The sequence below is a fragment of the Mycobacterium sp. shizuoka-1 genome (genome assembly GCF_002723835.1).
Taxonomy (GTDB): Bacteria; Actinomycetota; Actinomycetes; order Mycobacteriales; family Mycobacteriaceae; genus Mycobacterium.
In genome coordinates, this window is record NZ_BEWG01000067.1 from 122,519 (window position 1) to 140,953 (window position 18,435).

The 18,435-nt window shown below is 67.5% G+C and carries 18 protein-coding genes; 7 read left to right on the forward strand and 11 right to left on the reverse strand.

Annotated elements, in window-relative coordinates; translation table 11 throughout:
* Nucleotides 1-35: 35 nt before the first annotated feature.
* Complete coding sequence (gene hrcA, locus MSZK_RS19925; RefSeq protein WP_099250394.1) at nt 36-1,073, reverse strand: heat-inducible transcriptional repressor HrcA; 1,038 nt, start codon at nt 1,071-1,073, stop codon at nt 36-38.
* Between the two features lie 184 nt (nt 1,074-1,257).
* Here hrcA and MSZK_RS19930 point away from each other — a divergent pair, with 184 nt between their 5' ends.
* Nucleotides 1,258-1,578, forward strand: a complete 321-nt coding sequence (locus MSZK_RS19930; RefSeq protein ID WP_099250395.1) for a type II toxin-antitoxin system VapB family antitoxin — start codon at nt 1,258-1,260, stop codon at nt 1,576-1,578.
* On the opposite strand, the gene MSZK_RS19935 is transcribed toward MSZK_RS19930, so the two are convergent.
* Entirely contained in the window at nt 1,575-3,068 is a 1,494-nt protein-coding gene (locus tag MSZK_RS19935; protein ID WP_233211408.1) for a cell wall metabolism sensor histidine kinase WalK, read from the reverse strand. The genes MSZK_RS19930 and MSZK_RS19935 overlap by 4 nt on opposite strands.
* The gene (locus tag MSZK_RS19940; RefSeq protein WP_099250396.1) at nt 3,065-3,844 is read right to left on the reverse strand and encodes a response regulator transcription factor; all 780 of its coding nucleotides are present in this window, start codon (nt 3,842-3,844) and stop codon (nt 3,065-3,067) included. The genes MSZK_RS19935 and MSZK_RS19940 overlap by 4 nt, the downstream gene beginning before the upstream one ends.
* A gap of 350 nt (nt 3,845-4,194) precedes the next feature.
* Here MSZK_RS19940 and MSZK_RS19945 point away from each other — a divergent pair, with 350 nt between their 5' ends.
* Together MSZK_RS19945 and MSZK_RS19950 are read left to right on the forward strand one after the other, a co-directional pair.
* A complete protein-coding gene (locus tag MSZK_RS19945; RefSeq protein ID WP_099250397.1) occupies nt 4,195-6,492 on the forward strand; it encodes a bifunctional SulP family inorganic anion transporter/carbonic anhydrase in 2,298 nt (765 codons plus the stop codon).
* A gap of 149 nt (nt 6,493-6,641) precedes the next feature.
* Nucleotides 6,642-6,875 carry a hypothetical protein gene (locus MSZK_RS19950; protein ID WP_099250398.1) on the forward strand — a complete coding sequence of 78 codons (234 nt, stop codon included), beginning with the start codon at nt 6,642-6,644 and terminating at the stop codon, nt 6,873-6,875.
* A gap of 80 nt (nt 6,876-6,955) precedes the next feature.
* Here MSZK_RS19950 and hemW read toward each other — a convergent pair whose 3' ends face one another.
* Nucleotides 6,956-8,131, reverse strand: coding sequence for a radical SAM family heme chaperone HemW (hemW, locus tag MSZK_RS19955; protein ID WP_099250429.1), 1,176 nt, complete (start codon nt 8,129-8,131; stop codon nt 6,956-6,958).
* A gap of 306 nt (nt 8,132-8,437) precedes the next feature.
* On the opposite strand from hemW, the gene MSZK_RS19960 reads away from it, so the two are divergent.
* The 3 genes from MSZK_RS19960 to MSZK_RS19970 are packed head-to-tail and all read left to right on the forward strand — an operon-like array spanning nt 8,438 to nt 11,554.
* Nucleotides 8,438-10,108: a nitrite/sulfite reductase gene (locus MSZK_RS19960; protein ID WP_099250399.1), complete on the forward strand. Its 1,671-nt coding sequence runs from the start codon at nt 8,438-8,440 to the stop codon at nt 10,106-10,108.
* 28 nt (nt 10,109-10,136) lie between these two features.
* Nucleotides 10,137-10,850 carry a phosphoadenylyl-sulfate reductase gene (locus MSZK_RS19965; protein ID WP_099250400.1) on the forward strand — a complete coding sequence of 238 codons (714 nt, stop codon included), beginning with the start codon at nt 10,137-10,139 and terminating at the stop codon, nt 10,848-10,850.
* The gene (locus tag MSZK_RS19970; RefSeq protein ID WP_099250401.1) at nt 10,847-11,554 is read left to right on the forward strand and encodes a sirohydrochlorin chelatase; all 708 of its coding nucleotides are present in this window, start codon (nt 10,847-10,849) and stop codon (nt 11,552-11,554) included. The genes MSZK_RS19965 and MSZK_RS19970 overlap by 4 nt, the downstream gene beginning before the upstream one ends.
* Here MSZK_RS19970 and MSZK_RS19975 read toward each other — a convergent pair.
* The 6 genes from MSZK_RS19975 to MSZK_RS19995 all read right to left on the reverse strand — a co-directional run bounded on the left by MSZK_RS19975 (nt 11,551) and on the right by MSZK_RS19995 (nt 15,855).
* Nucleotides 11,551-12,573 carry a sulfate/molybdate ABC transporter ATP-binding protein gene (locus tag MSZK_RS19975; RefSeq protein ID WP_099250402.1) on the reverse strand — a complete coding sequence of 341 codons (1,023 nt, stop codon included), beginning with the start codon at nt 12,571-12,573 and terminating at the stop codon, nt 11,551-11,553. The genes MSZK_RS19970 and MSZK_RS19975 overlap by 4 nt on opposite strands.
* Before the next feature lie 22 nt (nt 12,574-12,595).
* The gene (cysW, locus tag MSZK_RS19980; RefSeq protein ID WP_099250403.1) at nt 12,596-13,408 is read right to left on the reverse strand and encodes a sulfate ABC transporter permease subunit CysW; all 813 of its coding nucleotides are present in this window, start codon (nt 13,406-13,408) and stop codon (nt 12,596-12,598) included.
* Nucleotides 13,405-14,286, reverse strand: coding sequence for a sulfate ABC transporter permease subunit CysT (gene cysT / locus MSZK_RS19985; RefSeq protein WP_199203408.1), 882 nt, complete (start codon nt 14,284-14,286; stop codon nt 13,405-13,407). Before cysT ends, cysW begins: the two co-directional genes overlap by 4 nt.
* Nucleotides 14,283-15,320: a sulfate ABC transporter substrate-binding protein gene (locus tag MSZK_RS19990; protein WP_099250404.1), complete on the reverse strand. Its 1,038-nt coding sequence runs from the start codon at nt 15,318-15,320 to the stop codon at nt 14,283-14,285. Before MSZK_RS19990 ends, cysT begins: the two co-directional genes overlap by 4 nt.
* A 120-nt stretch (nt 15,321-15,440) precedes the next feature.
* A complete protein-coding gene (locus tag MSZK_RS33610) occupies nt 15,441-15,533 on the reverse strand; it encodes an Ms4533A family Cys-rich leader peptide (RefSeq protein WP_350355559.1) in 93 nt (30 codons plus the stop codon).
* Nucleotides 15,534-15,660: 127 nt separating this feature from the next.
* A complete protein-coding gene (locus MSZK_RS19995; RefSeq protein ID WP_099250405.1) occupies nt 15,661-15,855 on the reverse strand; it encodes a hypothetical protein in 195 nt (64 codons plus the stop codon).
* 110 nt (nt 15,856-15,965) lie between these two features.
* Between MSZK_RS19995 and MSZK_RS20000 the strand changes: the two genes are divergently transcribed.
* The gene (locus tag MSZK_RS20000) at nt 15,966-17,981 is read left to right on the forward strand and encodes a glycoside hydrolase family 15 protein (protein WP_099250406.1); all 2,016 of its coding nucleotides are present in this window, start codon (nt 15,966-15,968) and stop codon (nt 17,979-17,981) included.
* 15 nt (nt 17,982-17,996) lie between these two features.
* On the opposite strand, the gene MSZK_RS20005 is transcribed toward MSZK_RS20000, so the two are convergent.
* Nucleotides 17,997-18,425: a MarR family winged helix-turn-helix transcriptional regulator gene (locus tag MSZK_RS20005; protein WP_099250407.1), complete on the reverse strand. Its 429-nt coding sequence runs from the start codon at nt 18,423-18,425 to the stop codon at nt 17,997-17,999.
* Between the last annotated feature and the right edge of the window lie 10 nt (nt 18,426-18,435).

Consider the following 18,435-nt stretch of genomic DNA (forward strand, 5'->3'; position numbering starts at 1 on the left):
CGCCGGCTATCCGGCTCGGTGTCTAATGTCGCCGGCTACCCGGCTCGGTGTCCTAGGACATCGCCGATGTACATGGCAACCGCCGCGACATTGGCAATAGTTCCCGGGTAATCCATTCTCGTCGGACCCAAAACACCCATGCCGCCGTAGACGGTGCCCGAGCTGCCATAGGTCGTGGTCACCACCGACGTACCGGCCATCTGCTCGGCCTCGGTCTCATGGCCGATGCGCACCGTGACCTTACCCGCTTCCTCCTGGGCGGCCAGCAGGCGAAGCACCACCACCTGTTCTTCGAGGGCTTCCAGGATCGAGCGCAGCGAGCCACCGAAGTCGGCGGTGTTGCGGGTGAGGTTCGCGGTGCCGCCCATCAACAGGCGTTCCTCGTTGTGCTCGACCAGTGACTCGAGCAGCACCGTCGCCGACCGGCCGACCGCGTCACCCAATCCGCCGGAACCGTCCAGCCGGGCGGCCAGGTCGGCCACCGCCACCGAGGCGGCCGCGAGCCGCTTGCCCTCCAGCGCCTGCCCGAGCAGCTCGCGCAACTGGGACAGCTGGTGGTCGTCGATGGTGTCGCCCAGTTCGACGATGCGCTGGTCGACCCGGCCGGAATCGGTGATGACGACCATCAGCAGACGGGCCGGGGTGAGCGCGACGATCTCGAGGTGGCGCACGGTCGAGGTGGACAGGGTCGGGTATTGGACGATGGCCACCTGACGGGTCAGCTGAGCCAGCAGCTTGACGGCGCGGCGCAGCACGTCGTCCAGGTCGACGCCGGACTCGAGGAACTGCAGGATCGCCCGGCGCTCGGAGCCCGACAGCGGCTTGACGTCGTCGATGCGGTTGACGAACTCCCGGTAGCCCTTCTCGGTGGGCACCCGGCCCGAGCTGGTGTGCGGTTGGGTGATGTACCCCTCGGCCTCGAGCACCGCCATGTCATTGCGCACGGTGGCGCTCGATACGCCGAGGTTGTGCCGGTCGACAAGGGCCTTGGATCCGATCGGCTCCTTGGTCGCGACGAAGTCGGCGACGATGGCGCGGAGCACTTCGAAACGCCGGTCGTCGGCAGTTCCCATCTGTTTCACCTCCCAGTCGTCCCCATTTTACGGACAGCAACAGCACAATTAGCACCCACGCGTCGCGAGTGCCACCGCGCGCCGGGCACCGAAGTTCGCCCAGCGCGCACGGACCGGGCGCCACCGACTAGCCTTGCCGAATGGTGATGCGGAGTCGGGGGGCTGCGCTCGGGGCTCCGGCCCGATGATCTTCAAGGGCGTTCGGGAGGGTAAGCCCTATCCCGAGCACGGGCTGACCTACCGCGACTGGTCGCAGATCCCGCCGCGACAGATCCGCCTCGACGAGCTGGTCACCACCACGACCGTCCTCGCGCTGGACCGGCTGTTGTCCGAGGACTCCACCTTCTACGGCGACCTGTTTCCGCACGCGGTCAGGTGGCGCGGCGTGGTCTACCTCGAGGACGGCCTGCACCGTGCGGTGCGGGCGGCGCTGCGTAACCGCACCGTGCTGCATGCGCGGGTCTACGACATGGACGGCGGCTCTTCCGGGGAGTACCCGAGCTAGAGTGCCGGCAGGCGCACCGTGAAAAGGGTTCTGCCCGGCTGCGATTGCGCATGGACGACGCCCTTGTGGGCCTCGACGATGGACGCCACGATCGCCAGCCCCAACCCGCTGCAGCCGAGTTCGCGCGAGCGCGCCTTGTCGGCGCGGACGAACCGGCCGAACAGATTGGGCATGATCTCGGCGGGGATTCCCGGCCCGTCGTCGCTGACGGCCAGTTCGACGACGTTCCCGGTGCTCTCGGTGCGGGTTCGCAGCGTCGTGGTGACCGTGACGCCGGGCGGCGTGTGGACGCGGGCGTTGCCCAGCAGGTTGCTCAACAGCTGATGGAGCCGGGCCCGGTCGCCGCGCACCCACACCGCCTGTTCGGGGAGCTCGGTGACGAAATGGTGGCCGGGCGCGGACACCGAGGCGTCGTTGACGGCGTCGGCCGCCACGTCACACAGATCCAGCTCCTCGAGTTCGAGATCCAGGCCCTCGTCGAGCCGGGACAGCAGCAGCAGGTCGGCGACCAGCGAGGTCATCCGCCGCGACTCGGCCTCGATGCGCGCCAGCGCGTACTCGGTGGTCGGCGGGAGCACGTCGCTGTCCTGGCGGGTCAGTTCGGCGTAGCCGAGAATCGCCGCCAGCGGAGTGCGCAGTTCGTGGCTGGCATCGGTGAGGAACTGCCGGGTGCGCCGATCCGACTCCGCGATCTCGGTGAGCGCGGAGTCGACATTGGCCAGCAGACGATTCAGCGTGAGCCCGACGACGCCGACCTCGCTTTCCGGGTCGGTGTCGGCCTCCCCCACCCTGGCGGTGATGCGATAGTCGGTGGCGTCCAACGGCATCGCCCCGACCTGCCCCGCCACCGCGGCCACCCGGCGAAGCGGTTTGAGCGCGTAGTTCACCGCCACGACGGTGCCCAATGCGGTCGCCAGCAGCGCCAGTACCACGAGCCCCGCCACGGTGAGCACCCTGCCGGTGACCGTCTTGTGCGCCTGGACCAGTGAGACGGCGGAGATCAGCCGTTCGCCGCCGGCGAAGTCACGGTGGCCGACCCGGTGTGAGCCGAGGTCGCCCAAATCGACCGTCTGCGGGTCACCCTCTCGCCAGTCGATGGCCTCCAGTCCGCGCATGACGTCCGCTGGAACCGGCACCGGTTCGCCGTCGGTGAACACGGTGCCGTAGACGGCCTTGCCGTCGCGCAGCATCGCGATGACCGTTCCCGGGGCCTGCCCCGGGAAGTCGATCATGTCCCCGTGCGAGGTGTCCTCGGCCAACGGCGGTTCGGCCTGGTTGCGTTTGGCCTTGGCGTAGGAATAGCTGAACGCCGCCAGCGAGTTCGCCACCTGACTGTTGGCCAGACTGGCCGCTTCGTCGCGCAGGCTCATCACGGCCACCGCACCGACACCCACCAGTGCGACCGTGACGATCGTGGTGACCCAGAGCACCAGCCGCCGGCGCAACGACCGCGGCCGCCACCATCGCGAGGTCGTCCTCGCCAGGCTCACTGCTGCGGCCGCAGCATGTACCCGACGCCGCGCACCGTGTGGATCATCGGGTCGCGCCCGGCGTCGATCTTGCGCCGCAGGTAGGAGATGTAGAGGTCCACGATGCTGGACCGGCCGCCGAAGCTGTAGTTCCAGACCCGGTCCAGAATCTCGGCCCGGGTGACCGCCCGGCGCGGGTTGCGCATCAGGTAGCGCAGCAACTCGAACTCGGTGGTGGTCAGGGAGATCTGCTCGCCGGCCCGGCTGACCTCCCGACTCGGACCGTCGAGCACCAGGTCACCGACCTTGAGGACTTCGTCTTCGGGGGCGGTGGTGGCTTTGGACCGGCGCAACAGGCCGCGCAACCGGGCGACCAGCTCCTCGAGGCTGAACGGTTTGGTCAGGTAGTCGTCGGCCCCCGCGGTCAACCCCGTCACCCGATCCACCACCGAATCCCGTGCCGTCAGGAACAGGGTGGGCGTGTATCCCTCCGCCTCCCGGGTCATCTTCAGGATCTGCAGCCCGTCGGTGTCGGGCAGCATGATGTCCAGTACCAGCAGATCCGGTTCGAAGTCGCGGAACTGCGCCAGAGCTTCCCGGCCGTCCCCCGCGGTCTCGACGTGCCAGCCCTCGTAATGCAGCGCCATCTTGACCAGATTGGTCAGCGCCGGTTCGTCGTCGACGAGCAGCACCCGGATGGGCGATCCGTCGGCTCGGGACATGCGGGGCAGCTGGCCCAGGATGGCCTGGCGCGGGCGCAGGGGACGGGAGGGACTGGGGGTGACCGGGGTAGCCATACTTCGATTCTGTAGAAAACACAGCGATCTGTCATTGAGCCCATACCGGTTTCATATCTTCACAGCATGCCCCGCAGAACAGCGACACTTCTATTGCGTTCGCTTCCTTAAGTTTTCGAGATCAGCTGTTAGCCGCGACACATCTGATACTCATCTGTCACCAAATGATCACCGCCCGTGGGAACTTCGCCTACGCCGTCGGCAACATATGGATCCAACATGGATTCCTTGAACTGATTCGGACTCCACACCTACTGTCGCGCTTATGAATTGGCGTCAACGTCGACGCTCGGACCAGCGAATCAGTTTGTGTCCTAATAAGTCTCGAATACGTAGACAGGAGTCTTGCCTTGCAGCGTTCCACCGAGTCGACGACGGGTGCCGAACACCCGAGCAGGGCCTCGACGCTCCTGCGCCATGACCTACCAGCCTCGCTGGTGGTGTTCCTGGTGGCACTACCGCTGTCGTTGGGCATCGCGATCGCCTCCGACGCGCCGGTTCTGGCCGGCCTGATCGCCGCCATCGTCGGTGGCGTGGTCGCCGGATTCCTCGGCGGTTCCCCGTTGCAGGTGAGCGGCCCGGCCGCCGGCCTCACCGTCATCGTGGCGGGCCTGATCAACCAGTTCGGTTGGGCGGTGACCTGCGCGATCACCGTCTGCGCCGGCCTGGTGCAGGTACTGCTGGGCCTGAGCCGGGTGGGCCGCGCGGCGCTGGCGATCTCGCCGATGGTGGTGCACGCGATGCTGGCCGGCATCGGTGTCACGATCGCCCTGCAGCAGGTGCACGTCCTGCTCGGCGGCACGTCGGAGAGCTCCGCGTGGCGCAACGTCGTCGAACTGCCCGCGCAGCTGTTCGCCGCCGACACCGCCGGGTTGTCGATCGGACTGCTGGTGATCGGCATTCTGCTGGCGTGGCGCTGGGCGCCTGCGGCGGTCCGCAAAGTGCCAGGCCCCCTGGTCGCCATCGTCGTCGCGACCTCGGTATCGGTGCTGTTCGCGCTCGACGTCCCGCGCATCCAGCTCGACGGTTCCCTGCTCGACGCGCTGCAGCCCCCTGGCTTGCCGGAGGGCAACTGGGGCGCGTTCGCCACCGGGGTGCTCACCGTCGCCCTGATCGCCAGTGTCGAAAGCCTGCTCACCGCGGTCGCGGTGGACCGCATGCAGGACGGCCCGCGCTCGAATCTGGACCGTGAGCTCGTCGGCCAGGGTGCCGCCAACATGGTGTCGGGTGCGGTCGGCGGCCTGCCGATCACCGGTGTGATCGTGCGCAGTTCGGCGAACGTGACCGCGGGAGCCAAGACCCGCGCCTCGTCCATCCTGCACGGCGTGTGGGTGCTGGTGTTCGCGCTGCCGTTCGCCGGGCTGGCCCAGCAGATCCCGACCGCGGCGCTGGCCGGGTTGCTCATCGTCATCGGAATCCAGCTGGTCAAACTGACCCACATCAAGACGGCCCGCCGGACCGGCGACATCGCCGTCTACGTGACGACGATCACCGGCGTGGTGTTCCTCAACCTGCTCCAAGGTGTGCTGCTGGGGCTGGCGCTGGCGATCGTGCTGACCGTGTGGCGGGTGGCGCGGGCCCGGATTCACGCCGAACCGGCCGAGCACACCGACGAGAACGGCGCCACCACCGATGCCGATGACAAGGAATGGCGGGTCGCGGTGGAGGGGTCCTGCACGTTCCTGTCCCTGCCCGCACTGCACAAAACCCTGGCGTCGGTGCCGCCCCGGACCCGCGTCACACTCGAGGTGTCGGTGGATTTCATCGACCACGCCGCACACCAGGTGATCGAGGACTGGCGGCGCCAGCATGAGGCGTCGGGCGGCAGCGTCCTGGTGCAGGAGGTGGGCGCCGTCGAATTGCGCAGCGCTCTCGCCGGCCCGCCGCAGCGCGCGTTCACCCTCGTCGACAAGCGACTCGGGGTCGTGCCCTGGAGTTCCTGGCAGGACCCGCTGACCAAGAACGGCCATGAACGGCGCGACACCCCGCCGCAGGCGGTTCTCGACGGCCTGGAGGTGTACCACCGCAGGACGGCACCCCAGATCCGGCCGCAGATGGCGAAACTCGCCGACGTGCAGCAGGCGGAGACGTTGTTCATCACCTGCACCGACGCGCGCATCGTGCCCAACGCGATCACCAGCAGCGGCCCCGGCGACCTGTTCACGGTCCGCAACGTCGGCAATCTCGTTCCGCCCGACCAGCTTGACTACTCAGTGGAGGCAGCCATCGCGTACGCGGTGGGCCGGCTGAAGGTGTCCTCGATCGTGGTGTGCGGCCATTCCGCCTGCGGCGCAATGCATGCCGCCCTGCGCGAGCAGGGCGTCGGCGCCGAGCGGGTGCCAGGGGAGGAACATCTGCGGTCGTGGCTGCGCTATGCCCAGCCCGCGGTCGACGTCTTCGACGAAGGCCGTCACCCCATCGCGACATCGGCTGCCCAGCGGGGGTTCAACACCGTGGACCAGCTGAGCATGGTCAGCGTCGCGGTCCAGGTCGACACCCTGGCGCACCACCCGTTGGTCCACGATCTGCACGAACGCGGCAGGCTGAAAGTCTTCGGCCTGTTCTACGACATCGCCAGCGCTCAGGTGTTGCACGTCGATCCGACGGCGTCGGCCTCGTTGCAGACCAACGGCATTGCGATTCGATGACCGAAACAGTCTGGCCAAGAACATATTTGACTGACATATGAATATCGTGACCCGCAGCGCCCCGTCGCATATCGTGGAGTCATCGGGCAGACGTCACGAAACCTGCACTCCCCCAATGGTTTCTCTCCCGAAATAGGAAAGGAATATCAATGACCGTCAAGTTTCGCTACCTAGCCCCTGTCATCGCGGCCGGTGCCGCGGCGCTCGCCTTCGCCGTTGCGCCCACCGCCGCTGCCGCCCCCAACCCGGCCGACTGCCAGAACAAGGGCGCGGCGACCATGTGCCAGCGGCAGGGCCACTCCTACATCCACGCCACGCCGCCGATCACCTCGCCCCAGCAGGCATGGGGATTCAACGGAGTCCCGCTCTGGGCGATCGGTTAACGGCCGGCCTACCGAGCAAGGCCGCGGGAAGTGCCTGCCACGCAGGCTCCCCCGCGGCCTTGCTGCATGTCGGGCCTCACTCAGTCGTCGAGCAGGTCGCGGACGACGGCATCGGCCAGCAACCGGCCACGCCCGGTCAGCACCAACCGATCGCCCGAGCGGCTCAGCAGTCCCCGGGCCACCGCCGCCTCGGCACGCCACAGTTCGGAATCGGTGAGGGCCGCAGCCGGCAGCCCGCTGCGCAACCGGATCTGCAGCAGAACGTTCTCGACGTGGCGGGCGCGCGCGTCAAGGCGTTCGAAGTCGGCGACCGGCACCTGCCCGTCGGCCAGGAGCTCGGCATAGGCGCTGGGGTGCTTGACATTCCACCACCGGGTATCTCCGACGAAACCGTGGGCTCCCGGGCCCGCACCCCACCACTGTCCACCATTCCAATAGCCGACGTTGTGCCGGCACTCGGCGCCCGGCCGACTCCAGTTGGACACCTCGTACCACGTCAGCCCGGCTGCCGAGAGCCGCTCGTCGAGCAGTTCGTAGCGATGGGCCAGCACGTCGTCGTCGGGCGGGGCGACCTCACCGCGACGCACCCGGCGGGCCAGCGCAGTGCCGTCCTCGACCACCAGTGCGTAGGCCGAGACGTGGTCGACCCCGGCGGCCAACGCGGCGTCGACCGACCGCAGCAGATCGTCGTCGGATTCGCCCGGGGTGCCGTAGATGAGGTCGAGGTTGAGCCGCTCGAACCCGGCCGCCGACGCCTCGGCGGCGGCCTGCAGGGCCCGGCCCGGCGTATGGGTCCGGTCCAGCACGGCCAGCACCCCCGGGGCGATCGACTGCATGCCCAACGACACCCGGGTATAGCCGGCGGCCCGGATCCGGGCGAAGAACTCCCCCGAGGTCGACTCGGGATTGGCCTCGGTGGTCACCTCCGCATCAGCGGCCAGCGCGAAGCTGTCCCGGACGGCGTCGAGCACCTCGGTCAGTCCGGACGCGCCGAGCAGCGACGGTGTCCCGCCCCCGACGAAGACCGTGTCGACCGCGGGCGCGCCCAGCAGGTCGGCGGCAAGGTGCAGTTCGGTCCGCAGCGCGGTCAGCCAGCCCTGCGGTGACGCACCCCCGAGCTCGGCCGCGGTGTAGGTGTTGAAGTCGCAGTATCCGCAGCGGGTGGCACAGAACGGCACGTGGACGTACAGGCCGAACGCCGTGCCGGGAGCCAGGCTCAGGTGCGGCAGGGCGGCCGAGGCGGGACGGACCGACATCCGTTCAGTGTCCCAGAACCGGGTTTTGCTCACGGCGAGCCAAAATCTGGCCCGGTTAGAGCTATCGCCGGTGTTCGTGGCAGAATGGCCCGCATGACCGCCCCCCAGACTCTGCGCCGTGTGGCGCTGGTGGCTCGGCGGCATGTCGATTTCAAGCGCGTCTGTACGTGTTGTTGTCTGGCTTGACGCCGTAGACCCGCCCCCCACCTGTACTTCAGCTGGCCGCCGGATCTGCGCAGCCGGTCCAGCTCACCGGTGGATTCGCGCGATTCGAACGTCAGCTCCTTGACACGAGGAGCACATTTCATGAGTCAGCCGGCCAAGGCCGCTCCCAAGACGCGCAGCGAGGGTCAATGGGCCCTGGGCGAGCGCGAGCCGCTCAACCCCAATGAGCAGTTCAAGAAGGAAGACGACGCGCTCAACGTGCGCGCCCGCATCGAAACCATCTACGCCAAGCAGGGCTTCGAGAGCATCGACAAGACCGATCTTCGCGGCCGGATGCGCTGGTGGGGCCTCTACACCCAGCGCAAACCGGGTTATGACGGCACGTGGACCGGTGACGAGAACACCGACATGCTCGAAGACGAGTTCTTCATGCTGCGGGTGCGCAGCGACGGCGGCGCCCTGACCACCGCGGCACTGCGCACGCTGGGCGGGATCTCCACGGAGTTTGCCCGCGACACCGCCGACATCAGCGACCGGGAGAACGTGCAGTACCACTGGATTCGGGTCGAGGACATGCCGGAGATCTGGCGCCGGCTCGACGAGGTGGGTTTGCAGACCACCGAGGCGTGCGGTGACTGCCCGCGTGTCGTCCTGGGCTCCCCCCTGGCCGGTGAGTCGCTCGACGAGGTCATCGACGCCACGCCGGCGATCGAGGAGATCGTCCGCCGCTACATCGGCAAGCCGGAGTACTCGAACCTGCCGCGCAAGTTCAAGACCGCGATCAGCGGCCTGCAAGACGTGGTGCACGAGGTCAACGACGTGGCGTTCATCGGGGTCAACCATCCCGAGCACGGCCCCGGCTTCGACCTGTGGGTCGGCGGCGGACTGTCGACCAACCCGATGCTGGGCCAGCGGGTCGGCGCCTGGGTGCCGCTCGACGAGGTCCCGGACGTGTGGGAGGGCGTGGTCAGCGTGTTCCGCGACTACGGCTACCGGCGACTGCGCGCCAAGGCCCGGCTGAAGTTCCTGATCAAAGACTGGGGCGTCGAAAAATTCAGGGAAGTTCTCGAGACCGAGTACCTCAAGCGGCCCTTGCTCGACGGCCCGGCGCCCGAACCGGTCGTTCGCCCGATCGACCACGTCGGTGTGCAGCGGCTCAAGAACGGGCTCAACGCGGTCGGGGTGGCACCGATCGCGGGACGCGTGTCGGGCACGATCTTGACGAAGGTCGCCGATCTGGCTGAAGCCGCGGGCTCCAATCGGGTTCGGTTCACGCCATATCAGAAGCTGATCGTCCTGGACGTGGCCGATGACAAACTTGACGAGCTTCGCAGTGGGCTCGACGCCCTGGGCCTGCCGTCAACGCCGTCGCACTGGCGCCGAAACCTGATGGCGTGCACCGGAATCGAGTTCTGCAAACTCAGCTTCGCCGAGACCCGGGTGCGCGCTCAGAGCCTGGTGCCCGATCTGGAGAAGCGGCTCGAGGACATCAACTCCGAACTCGACGTCCCGGTGACGGTCAACATCAACGGCTGCCCCAACTCGTGCGCGCGCATCCAGATCGCCGATATCGGCTTCAAGGGCCAGATGATCGACGACGGTAACGGCCCCGAGGAAGGGTTCCAGGTGCACTTGGGCGGCAGCCTGGGCCTCGACAGCGGTTTCGGCCGCAAACTGCGCCAGCACAAGGTGCTCTCCACCGAGCTCGGTGACTACATCGAGCGGGTGGTCCGCAACTTCGTGAAACAAAGAAACGACGGAGAGCGTTTCGCCCAGTGGGTCGTCCGGGCTGAAGAGGATGAATTGCGATGAGCGCTCGCGCGAAGAGCGGAGAGACAAGATGAGCATTGGGGTGGATCGAGTGACCGAGGCCGAGCTGCGGGAGCTGGCGGCGCGCGGCGCAGCCGAACTGGACGGTGCCGGCGCGGCCGAGCTGCTGGCCTGGACGGACAAGCACTTCGCCGGCGACTACGTGGTGGCCTCCAACATGCAGGACGCGGTGTTGATCGACCTGGCATCGAAGGTGCGCCCAGGCGTCGACGTCCTGTTCCTGGATACCGGCTATCACTTCGCCGAGACGATCGGCACCCGTGACGCGGTCGAGGCGGTCTACGACATCCACGTCGTCAACGTCACGCCCGAACACACCGTGGCCGAACAGGATCAGCTGCTGGGCAAGGATCTGTTCGCCAGCGATGCGACCGAATGCTGCCGGCTGCGCAAGGTGGTCCCGTTGCGCAAGGCGCTGCAGGGATATTCGGCCTGGGTCACCGGTATCCGCCGAGTCGAGGCCCCCACCCGTGCCAACGCGCCGCTGATCAGCTTCGACGAGGCGTTCAAACTGGTGAAGATCAATCCGATCGCCGCCTGGACCGACGAGGAGATCGACGCCTACATCCAGGCCAATGGCGTGCTGGTGAATCCACTTGTCGAGGAAGGCTATCCGTCGATCGGTTGCGCACCGTGCACGGCCAAGCCCGTTGCCGGCGCCGATCCGCGCAGCGGCCGCTGGCAGGGCCTGTCCAAAACCGAATGCGGGCTCCACGTTTCGTGAGGCTGATCCTCACCGCGCATGGCAGTGCCGATCCCCGTTCGGCGGACACGGCACGCTCGGTGGCGGCGACGATTCGCCGGCTGCGTCCCGGGCTGGATGCCCGGGTCGCCTTCTGCGAACAGAACACCCCGAATCTGCGTGACGAACTGATCGCGCTGCGCGACCAGCCCGGGATCGTCGTGCCCCTGCTGCTGGCCGACGCCTATCACGCCCGGGTCGACATCCCGCAGATGATCGCCGCCGCGGGCGTCGACGTCGTCCAGGCCGAGGTACTCGGTGAGGACGACCGGCTGATCCACGTGCTGCGGCAGCGCCTGGAGCACGCCGGAGTGTCGCGGCTGGATCCCCGCATCGGGGTCATCGTGACGGCGGTCGGATCGTCGCGGCCCGCCGCCAACGCCCGCACTGCGACGGTGGCGCGTGAGTTGACGCTGACCACGCGGTGGACGGCGACGACCGCGTTCGCCACCGGCCAGCAGCCCACGTTGGCCGAGGCCGCCGAGGAACTGCGCCGCCGCGGGGCCACCCGTCCGGTGATTGCGCCGTGGTTCCTCGCCCACGGCCGGATCACCGACCGGGTCGCGAACTTCGCAGCGGAACAAGGCATCCCGATGTCGGCACCACTGGGTGCGCACCGTCAGGTGGCCGAGACCGTGCTGGACCGCTTCGATGCGGCGCTGGCCGAACGGATCGCGGCCGCTTAGCCCGCGGCGACCTGCACTTCACCGGCGATCGGCGGTACCCGAGTGGCCCGCACATACACGGTGTCACCCTCTTTCAGACCGAGCGCCTCGGCGTCGCCGCGGGTGATCTGGGCGGTGAACGGCGCGCCGTTGGTGGCACTGGTCAATTCCACGCGGACCTCGAATCCCAGATACACCACCCGGTCGATGGTGGCACGGGTGACCCCGGTGGATTCCGCGGTGCCGTCGCCGGCGGCGATTGCCATCTCGGGATTTCGTCCGACGCGAATATCGTGTGGCCGCACCAGGATTCCATTGAGCGAGCTCACGGTGCCGAGGAATGACATCACGAACGCGTTGGCCGGGCTGTCGTAGACGTCGGTGGGTGAACCGATCTGTTCGATGCGGCCCTTGTTGAGCACGGCGATCCGGTCGGCGACGTCCAGCGCCTCGGCCTGGTCGTGGGTGACGAGCACCGTGGTGACGTGCACCTCGTCGTGCAGCCGGCGCAACCAGGCCCGCAGGTCGTCGCGCACCTTGGCATCCAGGGCGCCGAACGGCTCGTCGAGCAGCAGCACTTCCGGATCGACGGCCAGGGCACGGGCCAGTGCCATCCGCTGGCGCTGACCGCCGGAAAGCTGGTTGGGATATCGGGTTTGGAAGCCGGCCAACCCGACGACCTCAAGCAGGTCGTCGACCTTGGCTTTCACCTCCGCTTTGGGCTTCTTGCGGATCTTGAGACCGAAGGCGACGTTGTCCCGCACGGTCAGATGCTTGAACGCGGCGTAGTGCTGGAAGACGAAGCCGATGCCGCGGCGCTGCGGGGGCACATTCGTGACGTCACGGCCGTTGATCGTGATCGTCCCGGTGTCGGGCTGGTCCAGCCCAGCGATCGCGCGCAGCAGGGTGGACTTGCCCGACCCGCTGGGGCCCAGCAACGCGGTCAGCGACCCCGCGGGCACCACGAAGTCGACGTTGTCGAGTGCGGCGAACTCGCCGTAGCGCTTGTTCGCGCCCGAGACGGTGATGGCATTGGTCATGAGAGTCGTTCTCCTAGTGGGATTACTCGCTCGCCTTGGCGCGCCGGGCGTCCAGAACCACTTGGACGACCAGCACCAAAACCGCGACGGCCATCAGCACCGTTGAGATCGCATAGGCGCCGTATTGCTCACCGCGGCTGTAGCGGTCGGAGACCAGCAGGGTCAGTGTCTGCGATGTGCCGGGCAGGTTGGACGACACCATGATCACCGCGCCGTACTCACCCAGCGTGCGGGCAATGGTCAGCACGATTCCGTAGGTCAGACCCCATCGAATCGACGGCAAGGTGATCCGCCAGAACGTCTGCCACCAGCTGGAGCCCAGGGTGGCGGCGGCCTCTTCCTGGTCGGTGCCGAGCTCGTGCAGCACCGGTTCGACCTCACGGATGACGAACGGCACCGTGACGAAGATGCTCGCGAGCACGATGCCGGGGAAGCCGAAGATGATTTTGAAGCCGAGGCTGTTCTCCACGAAGCCGAACACCCCCGCGGTCCCCCACAGCAGGATCAATGCCACGCCGACAACCACCGGCGACACCGCGAACGGCAGGTCGATGATCGCCTGCAGCGCGGACTTGCCGCGAAACTTGTTGCGGGCCAGCACCAACGCAGTCGGCACCCCGAAGATCACATTGAGCGGTACCACGATCGCGACGACCAGAAGCGACACGTGCAGCGCCGAGATGGCGGCCGGGGTACTGATGGCATCGATGAACGCCCCGAACCCGGGCGCGAATGTACGCCAGAGGATCAGGCCGACGGGCACCGCCACCAGTACCGAGATGTAGGCCAACGCGACATACCGGGTCAGATAGCGCACCAGCGGGGACAGGATCACGACGCCAGTTCCTCCCGTTTGGCCGCGCGTGAACCAATGGTGCGCAGCACCAGCAGGACGAAGAACGAGATCGTGAGCAGGACAATGGAGATCGCCGCCGCCCCGGTTGGATCGTCATTCTCGATCAGCGTCCGGATCCACTGTGAGGACACCTCGGTCTCCCCCGGCACCGCGCCGCCGATCAGCACCACCGAGCCGTATTCGCCGATGGCCCTGGAGAAGGCCAGCCCCGCACCGGACAACAGCGAGGGCAGCAGCGCAGGCAAGATCACCCGGACGAAGATGACGGTGTTGGTCGCCCCCAACGACGCTGCCGCCTCCTCGACCTCACGGTCGAGTTCGAGCAACACCGGCTGTACCGAGCGCACGACAAAGGGCAGTGTCACGAACAAAAGCGCCACGCCCACACCCCATTTGGTGTGCTGCAGTTGCAGGTCGATCGGGCTGCTGGGCCCGTAGAGCGCCAACATGACCAGGCTCGCCACGATGGTGGGCAACGCGAACGGCAAGTCGATCACCGCGTCGACCAATCGCTTACCCGGGAAGTCGTCGCGGGTCAGCACCCAGGCCACCAGCAGTCCGAACACCGCGTTCACCAGCGTGACGCCGACCGAGATCGTCAACGTCACCCGGAACGACTCGATCGCGGCGTTGGAGGTGACCGCGAGCCAGAACGCGGTCCATCCACCCTTGGCCGACTGCCACACGATCGCGGCCAGCGGCAACAGCACGATGACGCTCAACCAGATCGACGCGGCCCCGACCCGCAGGCTGGTGGTGCCGTGTCGGCGGGCCAGGAAGCCGGACGGCCCGCCCGAGCCACCACCGGTGAACTCGGGCCGGACCGCCTGGGGGTTCGGGTCAACAGCTGCTGTCATCCAGTTGCCTGCTTGTAGATCTTCGTGATGGAGCCATTGTCCTTGTCGAACAGCGCGGGATCCACGGTGCTCCAGCCGCCGAGGTCGGCGATGGTCCACAACTTCTGCGGCGTCGGGAAGTCGGTGGCGAAGTCCGCGGCCACACCGGGATCGACCGGTCGGAAGCCGGCCTGCGCCCAGATCTTCTGCCCCTCGGGGGTGAAAAGGTAATTGTTCAGCGCGGTCGCCTTGTCCACATGCGCGCCGGTGGTCACCACCGCCACCGGGTTCTCGATCTTGAACGTCTGCGGCGGGTTGACGTGCTCGACCGGCTTGCCCTGCCGCTCGGTGTTGATCGCCTCGTTCTCGTAACTGATCAGCACGTCGCCGGTGCCCTGCAGGAACACGTCGGTGGCCTCCCGGCCAGAGCCCGGGCGGGTCTTGACATGCTCGGTGACCAGCTTGGTCACGTAGTCGAGGCCGGCCTGCGGGTCCTGGCCGCCGTTGCTCTTGGCGGCGTACGGCGCGAGCAGGTTCCACTTGGCCGATCCCGAACTCAGCGGGCTCGGGGTGACGACCTCGATGCCAGGTGCCAGCAGGTCGTCCCAGTCTTTGATGTTCTTCGGGTTGCCCTTGCGGACCACCAGCGACACCACCGAGCCGAACGGGATGCCCTTGGTGACGGACTTGTTCCAGTCGGCGGCGACCTTGTTGGCCTTGACCAGGCGGGTGACGTCCGGCTCGACCGAGAAGTTGACGATATCGGCCGGCTTGCCGTCGACCACGGCGCGCGACTGGTCGCCGGAGGCACCGTACGAGGTGGTCACCCCGACGCCTTTGCCCTCCGGGGTGGCGGCGAAGGCCGGGATGATCTTGCTCCACCCGGGCTCGGGCACGGCATAGGCGACCAGGGTCAGGGTGGTGTCGGCCTTCGGCTGGTTGCCGCCGCCGACGACGTCACTCGAGCCGCCGCCGCACGCGGCGAGCACCGTTGCGGTCGTCGCGAGCGCGACGGCCGCGCTCAACCGGCGAACGGGGAGGTGGATCTTGGGCATTGTGGCCTTTCTCGTTGCTGGGGGTACGGGCAAATCGAGGCCCGTCGCAACGGAATGGCGATGATTGACAACAGAATGCCAACGACCATCACCGACACCAGACCGCGGACGGGCGAAGTGTCAGCGACAACAAGCAACATCGGCAACAGCCAACGCGCCCACGGCAATAAGGGCCAGAATGTGGCCCTCGCCGTAACCGGTCGCCGAATGCATGGCGCGAAGCTTAACAGAGATTTATCAGGCAACCTGACGCGGTCTCAGCGGTTGATCAGCCACACCACGATCACCAGCAGCAGCAGCGCCACCAGGGCCAGCGTCACCCGTGAGCGCGGCATCCCGGTCACTGCAGCCCCCGGTCAGCGTGACGAAGCCGCCGCAACAGCCGGATGCCGTAACCCAGGACCGCGTCGATCACCAGCGCGATGGCGTAGGCGAGCAACAGCACGACCGGCATCACGATGATCGTCTGGACCACGAAACCGAGCCCGGACAGCCACAGTTCGACACCGTCCCACCAACTCAGCAGTCCGCCCACCAGACCAGCGTAGGCCGCGCCCGTCGGGGCCTCGCCACCGGCGGTAACAGCAAAGCCACGGATCGCGGCATAAGTAGACGCCACCTGGCCCGGCAGTTGATGATGTCCCCATGGTTCTGCAAGCGCAGCCGGCCGGCGAGGACACCGACGACATGGCCGTCGAGTCCGCCCCGCCGCCGTTGTCCGCAACCGCCCCGGTGCCGTACGCCTCGAGCGCGGCGCTGCGCAACCCGTTCCCCCCGATCGCCGACTACGGCTTTCTCTCCGATTGCGAGAACACCTGCCTGATCTCGTCTGCGGGCGCCGTGGAGTGGTTGTGCGTGCCCCGACCGGACTCCCCCAGCGTGTTCGGCGCGATCCTGGACCGCGGTGCCGGCCACTTCCGGCTGGGTCCCTACGGGGTGTCGGTTCCGGCCGCCCGCCGCTATCTGCCCGGCAGCCTCATCTTGGAGACCACCTGGCAGACGCACACCGGCTGGCTCATCGTGCGTGAAGCACTCGTGATGGGCCCGTGGCACGACATCGACACCCGGTCGCGGACGCACCGACGCACCCCGATGGACTGGGACGCCGAACACATCCTGCTGCGCACGGTGCGCTGTGTGAGCGGCACGGTGGAGGTGGTGATGAACTGCGAGCCGTCCTTCGACTACGGGCGGGTCAATGCCACCTGGGAGTACTCGGCCAACGCCTACGGCGAGGCGATCGCGCGGGCCCGTAAGGATCCTGACGCGAATCCCACCCTGCGGCTGACCACGAACCTGCGCATCGGGCTGGAGGGCCGAGAAGCCCGCGCGCGCACTCGTCTGAAAGAAGGCGACAACGTCTTCGTCGCGCTGTCCTGGTCGAAGCACCCGTCGCCGCAGACCTATGAAGAAGCCGCCGACAAGATGTGGCAGACCAGCGAGGCATGGCGCCAGTGGATCAACATCGGCGATTTCCCCGACCATCCGTGGCGCTCGTACCTGCAGCGCAGCGCGCTCACGCTCAAGGGGCTGACGTATTCACCGACCGGCGCGCTGCTGGCAGCGTCCACCACGTCGCTGCCGGAAACACCTCAGGGCGAACGCAATTGGGACTACCGCTACGCCTGGGTGCGGGACTCGACGTTCGCGTTGTGGGGCCTCTACACCCTCGGCCTGGATCGTGAGGCCGACGACTTCTTTGCCTTCATCGCCGACGTATCGGGCGCCAACAACGGCGAACGGCACCCGCTGCAGGTGATGTATGCCGTGGGCGGCGAGCGTGAACTGGTCGAGGAGGAGCTTCACCACCTGTCCGGCTACGACAACGCCCGCCCGGTGCGCATCGGCAACGGCGCCTACAACCAGATGCAGCACGACATCTGGGGCACCATGCTCGACTCGGTGTATCTGCACGCCAAATCACGCGAGCAGATCTCCGATCAGCTGTGGCCGGTGCTCAAGGAGCAGGTCGAAGAGGCGATCAAGCACTGGCGCGAGCCCGACCGCGGCATCTGGGAGGTGCGCGGCGAACCGCAGCACTTCACCTCGTCGAAGGTGATGTGCTGGGTGGCCCTGGACCGCGGCTCGAAGTTGGCCGAACTGGTCGGTGAGAAGAGCTACGCCCAGCAGTGGCGGGCAATCGCCGAGGAGATCAAGGCCGACATCCTCACCCACGGCGTGGACAAGCGAGGCGTGCTGACCCAGCGGTACGGCGACGACGCCTTGGACGCCTCGCTGCTGCTGGTTCCGCTGGTGCGGTTTTTGCCGTCAGACGACCCGCGGGTGCGCGCGACGGTGTTGGCGATCGCCGACGAGCTCACCGAGGACGGCCTGGTGCTGCGCTACCGCGTCGAGGAGACCGACGACGGCCTGTCCGGCGAGGAAGGCAGCTTCACGATCTGCTCGTTCTGGCTGGTGTCGGCGCTGGTCGAGATCGGCGAGGTCAGCCGGGCCCGGCATCTGTGCGAGCGGCTGCTGTCGTTCGCCAGCCCGCTGCACCTCTACGCCGAGGAGATCGAGCCGCGCACCGGCCGGCATCTGGGCAACTTCCCGCAGGCGTTCACCCACCTGGCGTTGATCAACGCCGTGGTGCACGTGATCCGTGCCGAGGAGGAAGCCGACAGCACCGGGGTGTTCCAGCCGGCCAACGCGCCGATGTAACACCCGACGACGTCGTCAGCCCAGGCGGTCGGCGACCAAGCCCGCCTCCACTCGCTCGAGCAAGGCCTTGGCGTCCGCCGCGTGCTGCACGTCGCCGCCGAGCGCGCGCGACATCTGGTCGGCCCACTGCCGCCGCAGCCGCTCGAGGTTCTGCGCGGCGCGGTCGGTGGGAAACAGGTTGACCCCGCGGGCGTCGTTCGGATCGGTGCGTCGTTCGACGAAACCGCGGCGTTCCAGCCCCCGCAACGCCGTCGACAGGTTGCTGCGCTGCAGGCCGGTGGCGCGCGCGACGTCGCTGGGTGTGGCGCCCGGGTGGTGGTCGATGTGGCGCATCACGTGCGCTTCCTGTGCGGTCAACGGCACGACGTCGGTGTCGATCCGCATCCGCAGTTCGCGCCCGACCCCGAGGATCGCTTCGGCCAGATCGGCCAGCTCACTATCCATGGACAAATCC

Coding starts and splice junctions, on each gene's coding strand:
- MSZK_RS19950 (WP_099250398.1), top strand. CDS start 6,642: ATGACCGTCAAGTTTCGCTACCTAGCCCCTGTCATCGCGGCCGGTGCC.
- MSZK_RS33610 (WP_350355559.1), bottom strand. CDS start 15,533: ATGCATTCGGCGACCGGTTACGGCGAGGGCCACATTCTGGCCCTTATT.
- MSZK_RS19960 (WP_099250399.1), top strand. CDS start 8,438: ATGAGTCAGCCGGCCAAGGCCGCTCCCAAGACGCGCAGCGAGGGTCAA.
- MSZK_RS19975 (WP_099250402.1), bottom strand. CDS start 12,573: ATGACCAATGCCATCACCGTCTCGGGCGCGAACAAGCGCTACGGCGAG.
- MSZK_RS19990 (WP_099250404.1), bottom strand. CDS start 15,320: ATGCCCAAGATCCACCTCCCCGTTCGCCGGTTGAGCGCGGCCGTCGCG.
- cysT (WP_199203408.1), bottom strand. CDS start 14,286: ATGACAGCAGCTGTTGACCCGAACCCCCAGGCGGTCCGGCCCGAGTTC.
- MSZK_RS19940 (WP_099250396.1), bottom strand. CDS start 3,844: ATGGCTACCCCGGTCACCCCCAGTCCCTCCCGTCCCCTGCGCCCGCGC.
- MSZK_RS19965 (WP_099250400.1), top strand. CDS start 10,137: ATGAGCATTGGGGTGGATCGAGTGACCGAGGCCGAGCTGCGGGAGCTG.
- hrcA (WP_099250394.1), bottom strand. CDS start 1,073: ATGGGAACTGCCGACGACCGGCGTTTCGAAGTGCTCCGCGCCATCGTC.
- MSZK_RS19930 (WP_099250395.1), top strand. CDS start 1,258: ATGATCTTCAAGGGCGTTCGGGAGGGTAAGCCCTATCCCGAGCACGGG.
- MSZK_RS20005 (WP_099250407.1), bottom strand. CDS start 18,425: ATGGATAGTGAGCTGGCCGATCTGGCCGAAGCGATCCTCGGGGTCGGG.
- MSZK_RS20000 (WP_099250406.1), top strand. CDS start 15,966: ATGGTTCTGCAAGCGCAGCCGGCCGGCGAGGACACCGACGACATGGCC.
- hemW (WP_099250429.1), bottom strand. CDS start 8,131: ATGTCGGTCCGTCCCGCCTCGGCCGCCCTGCCGCACCTGAGCCTGGCT.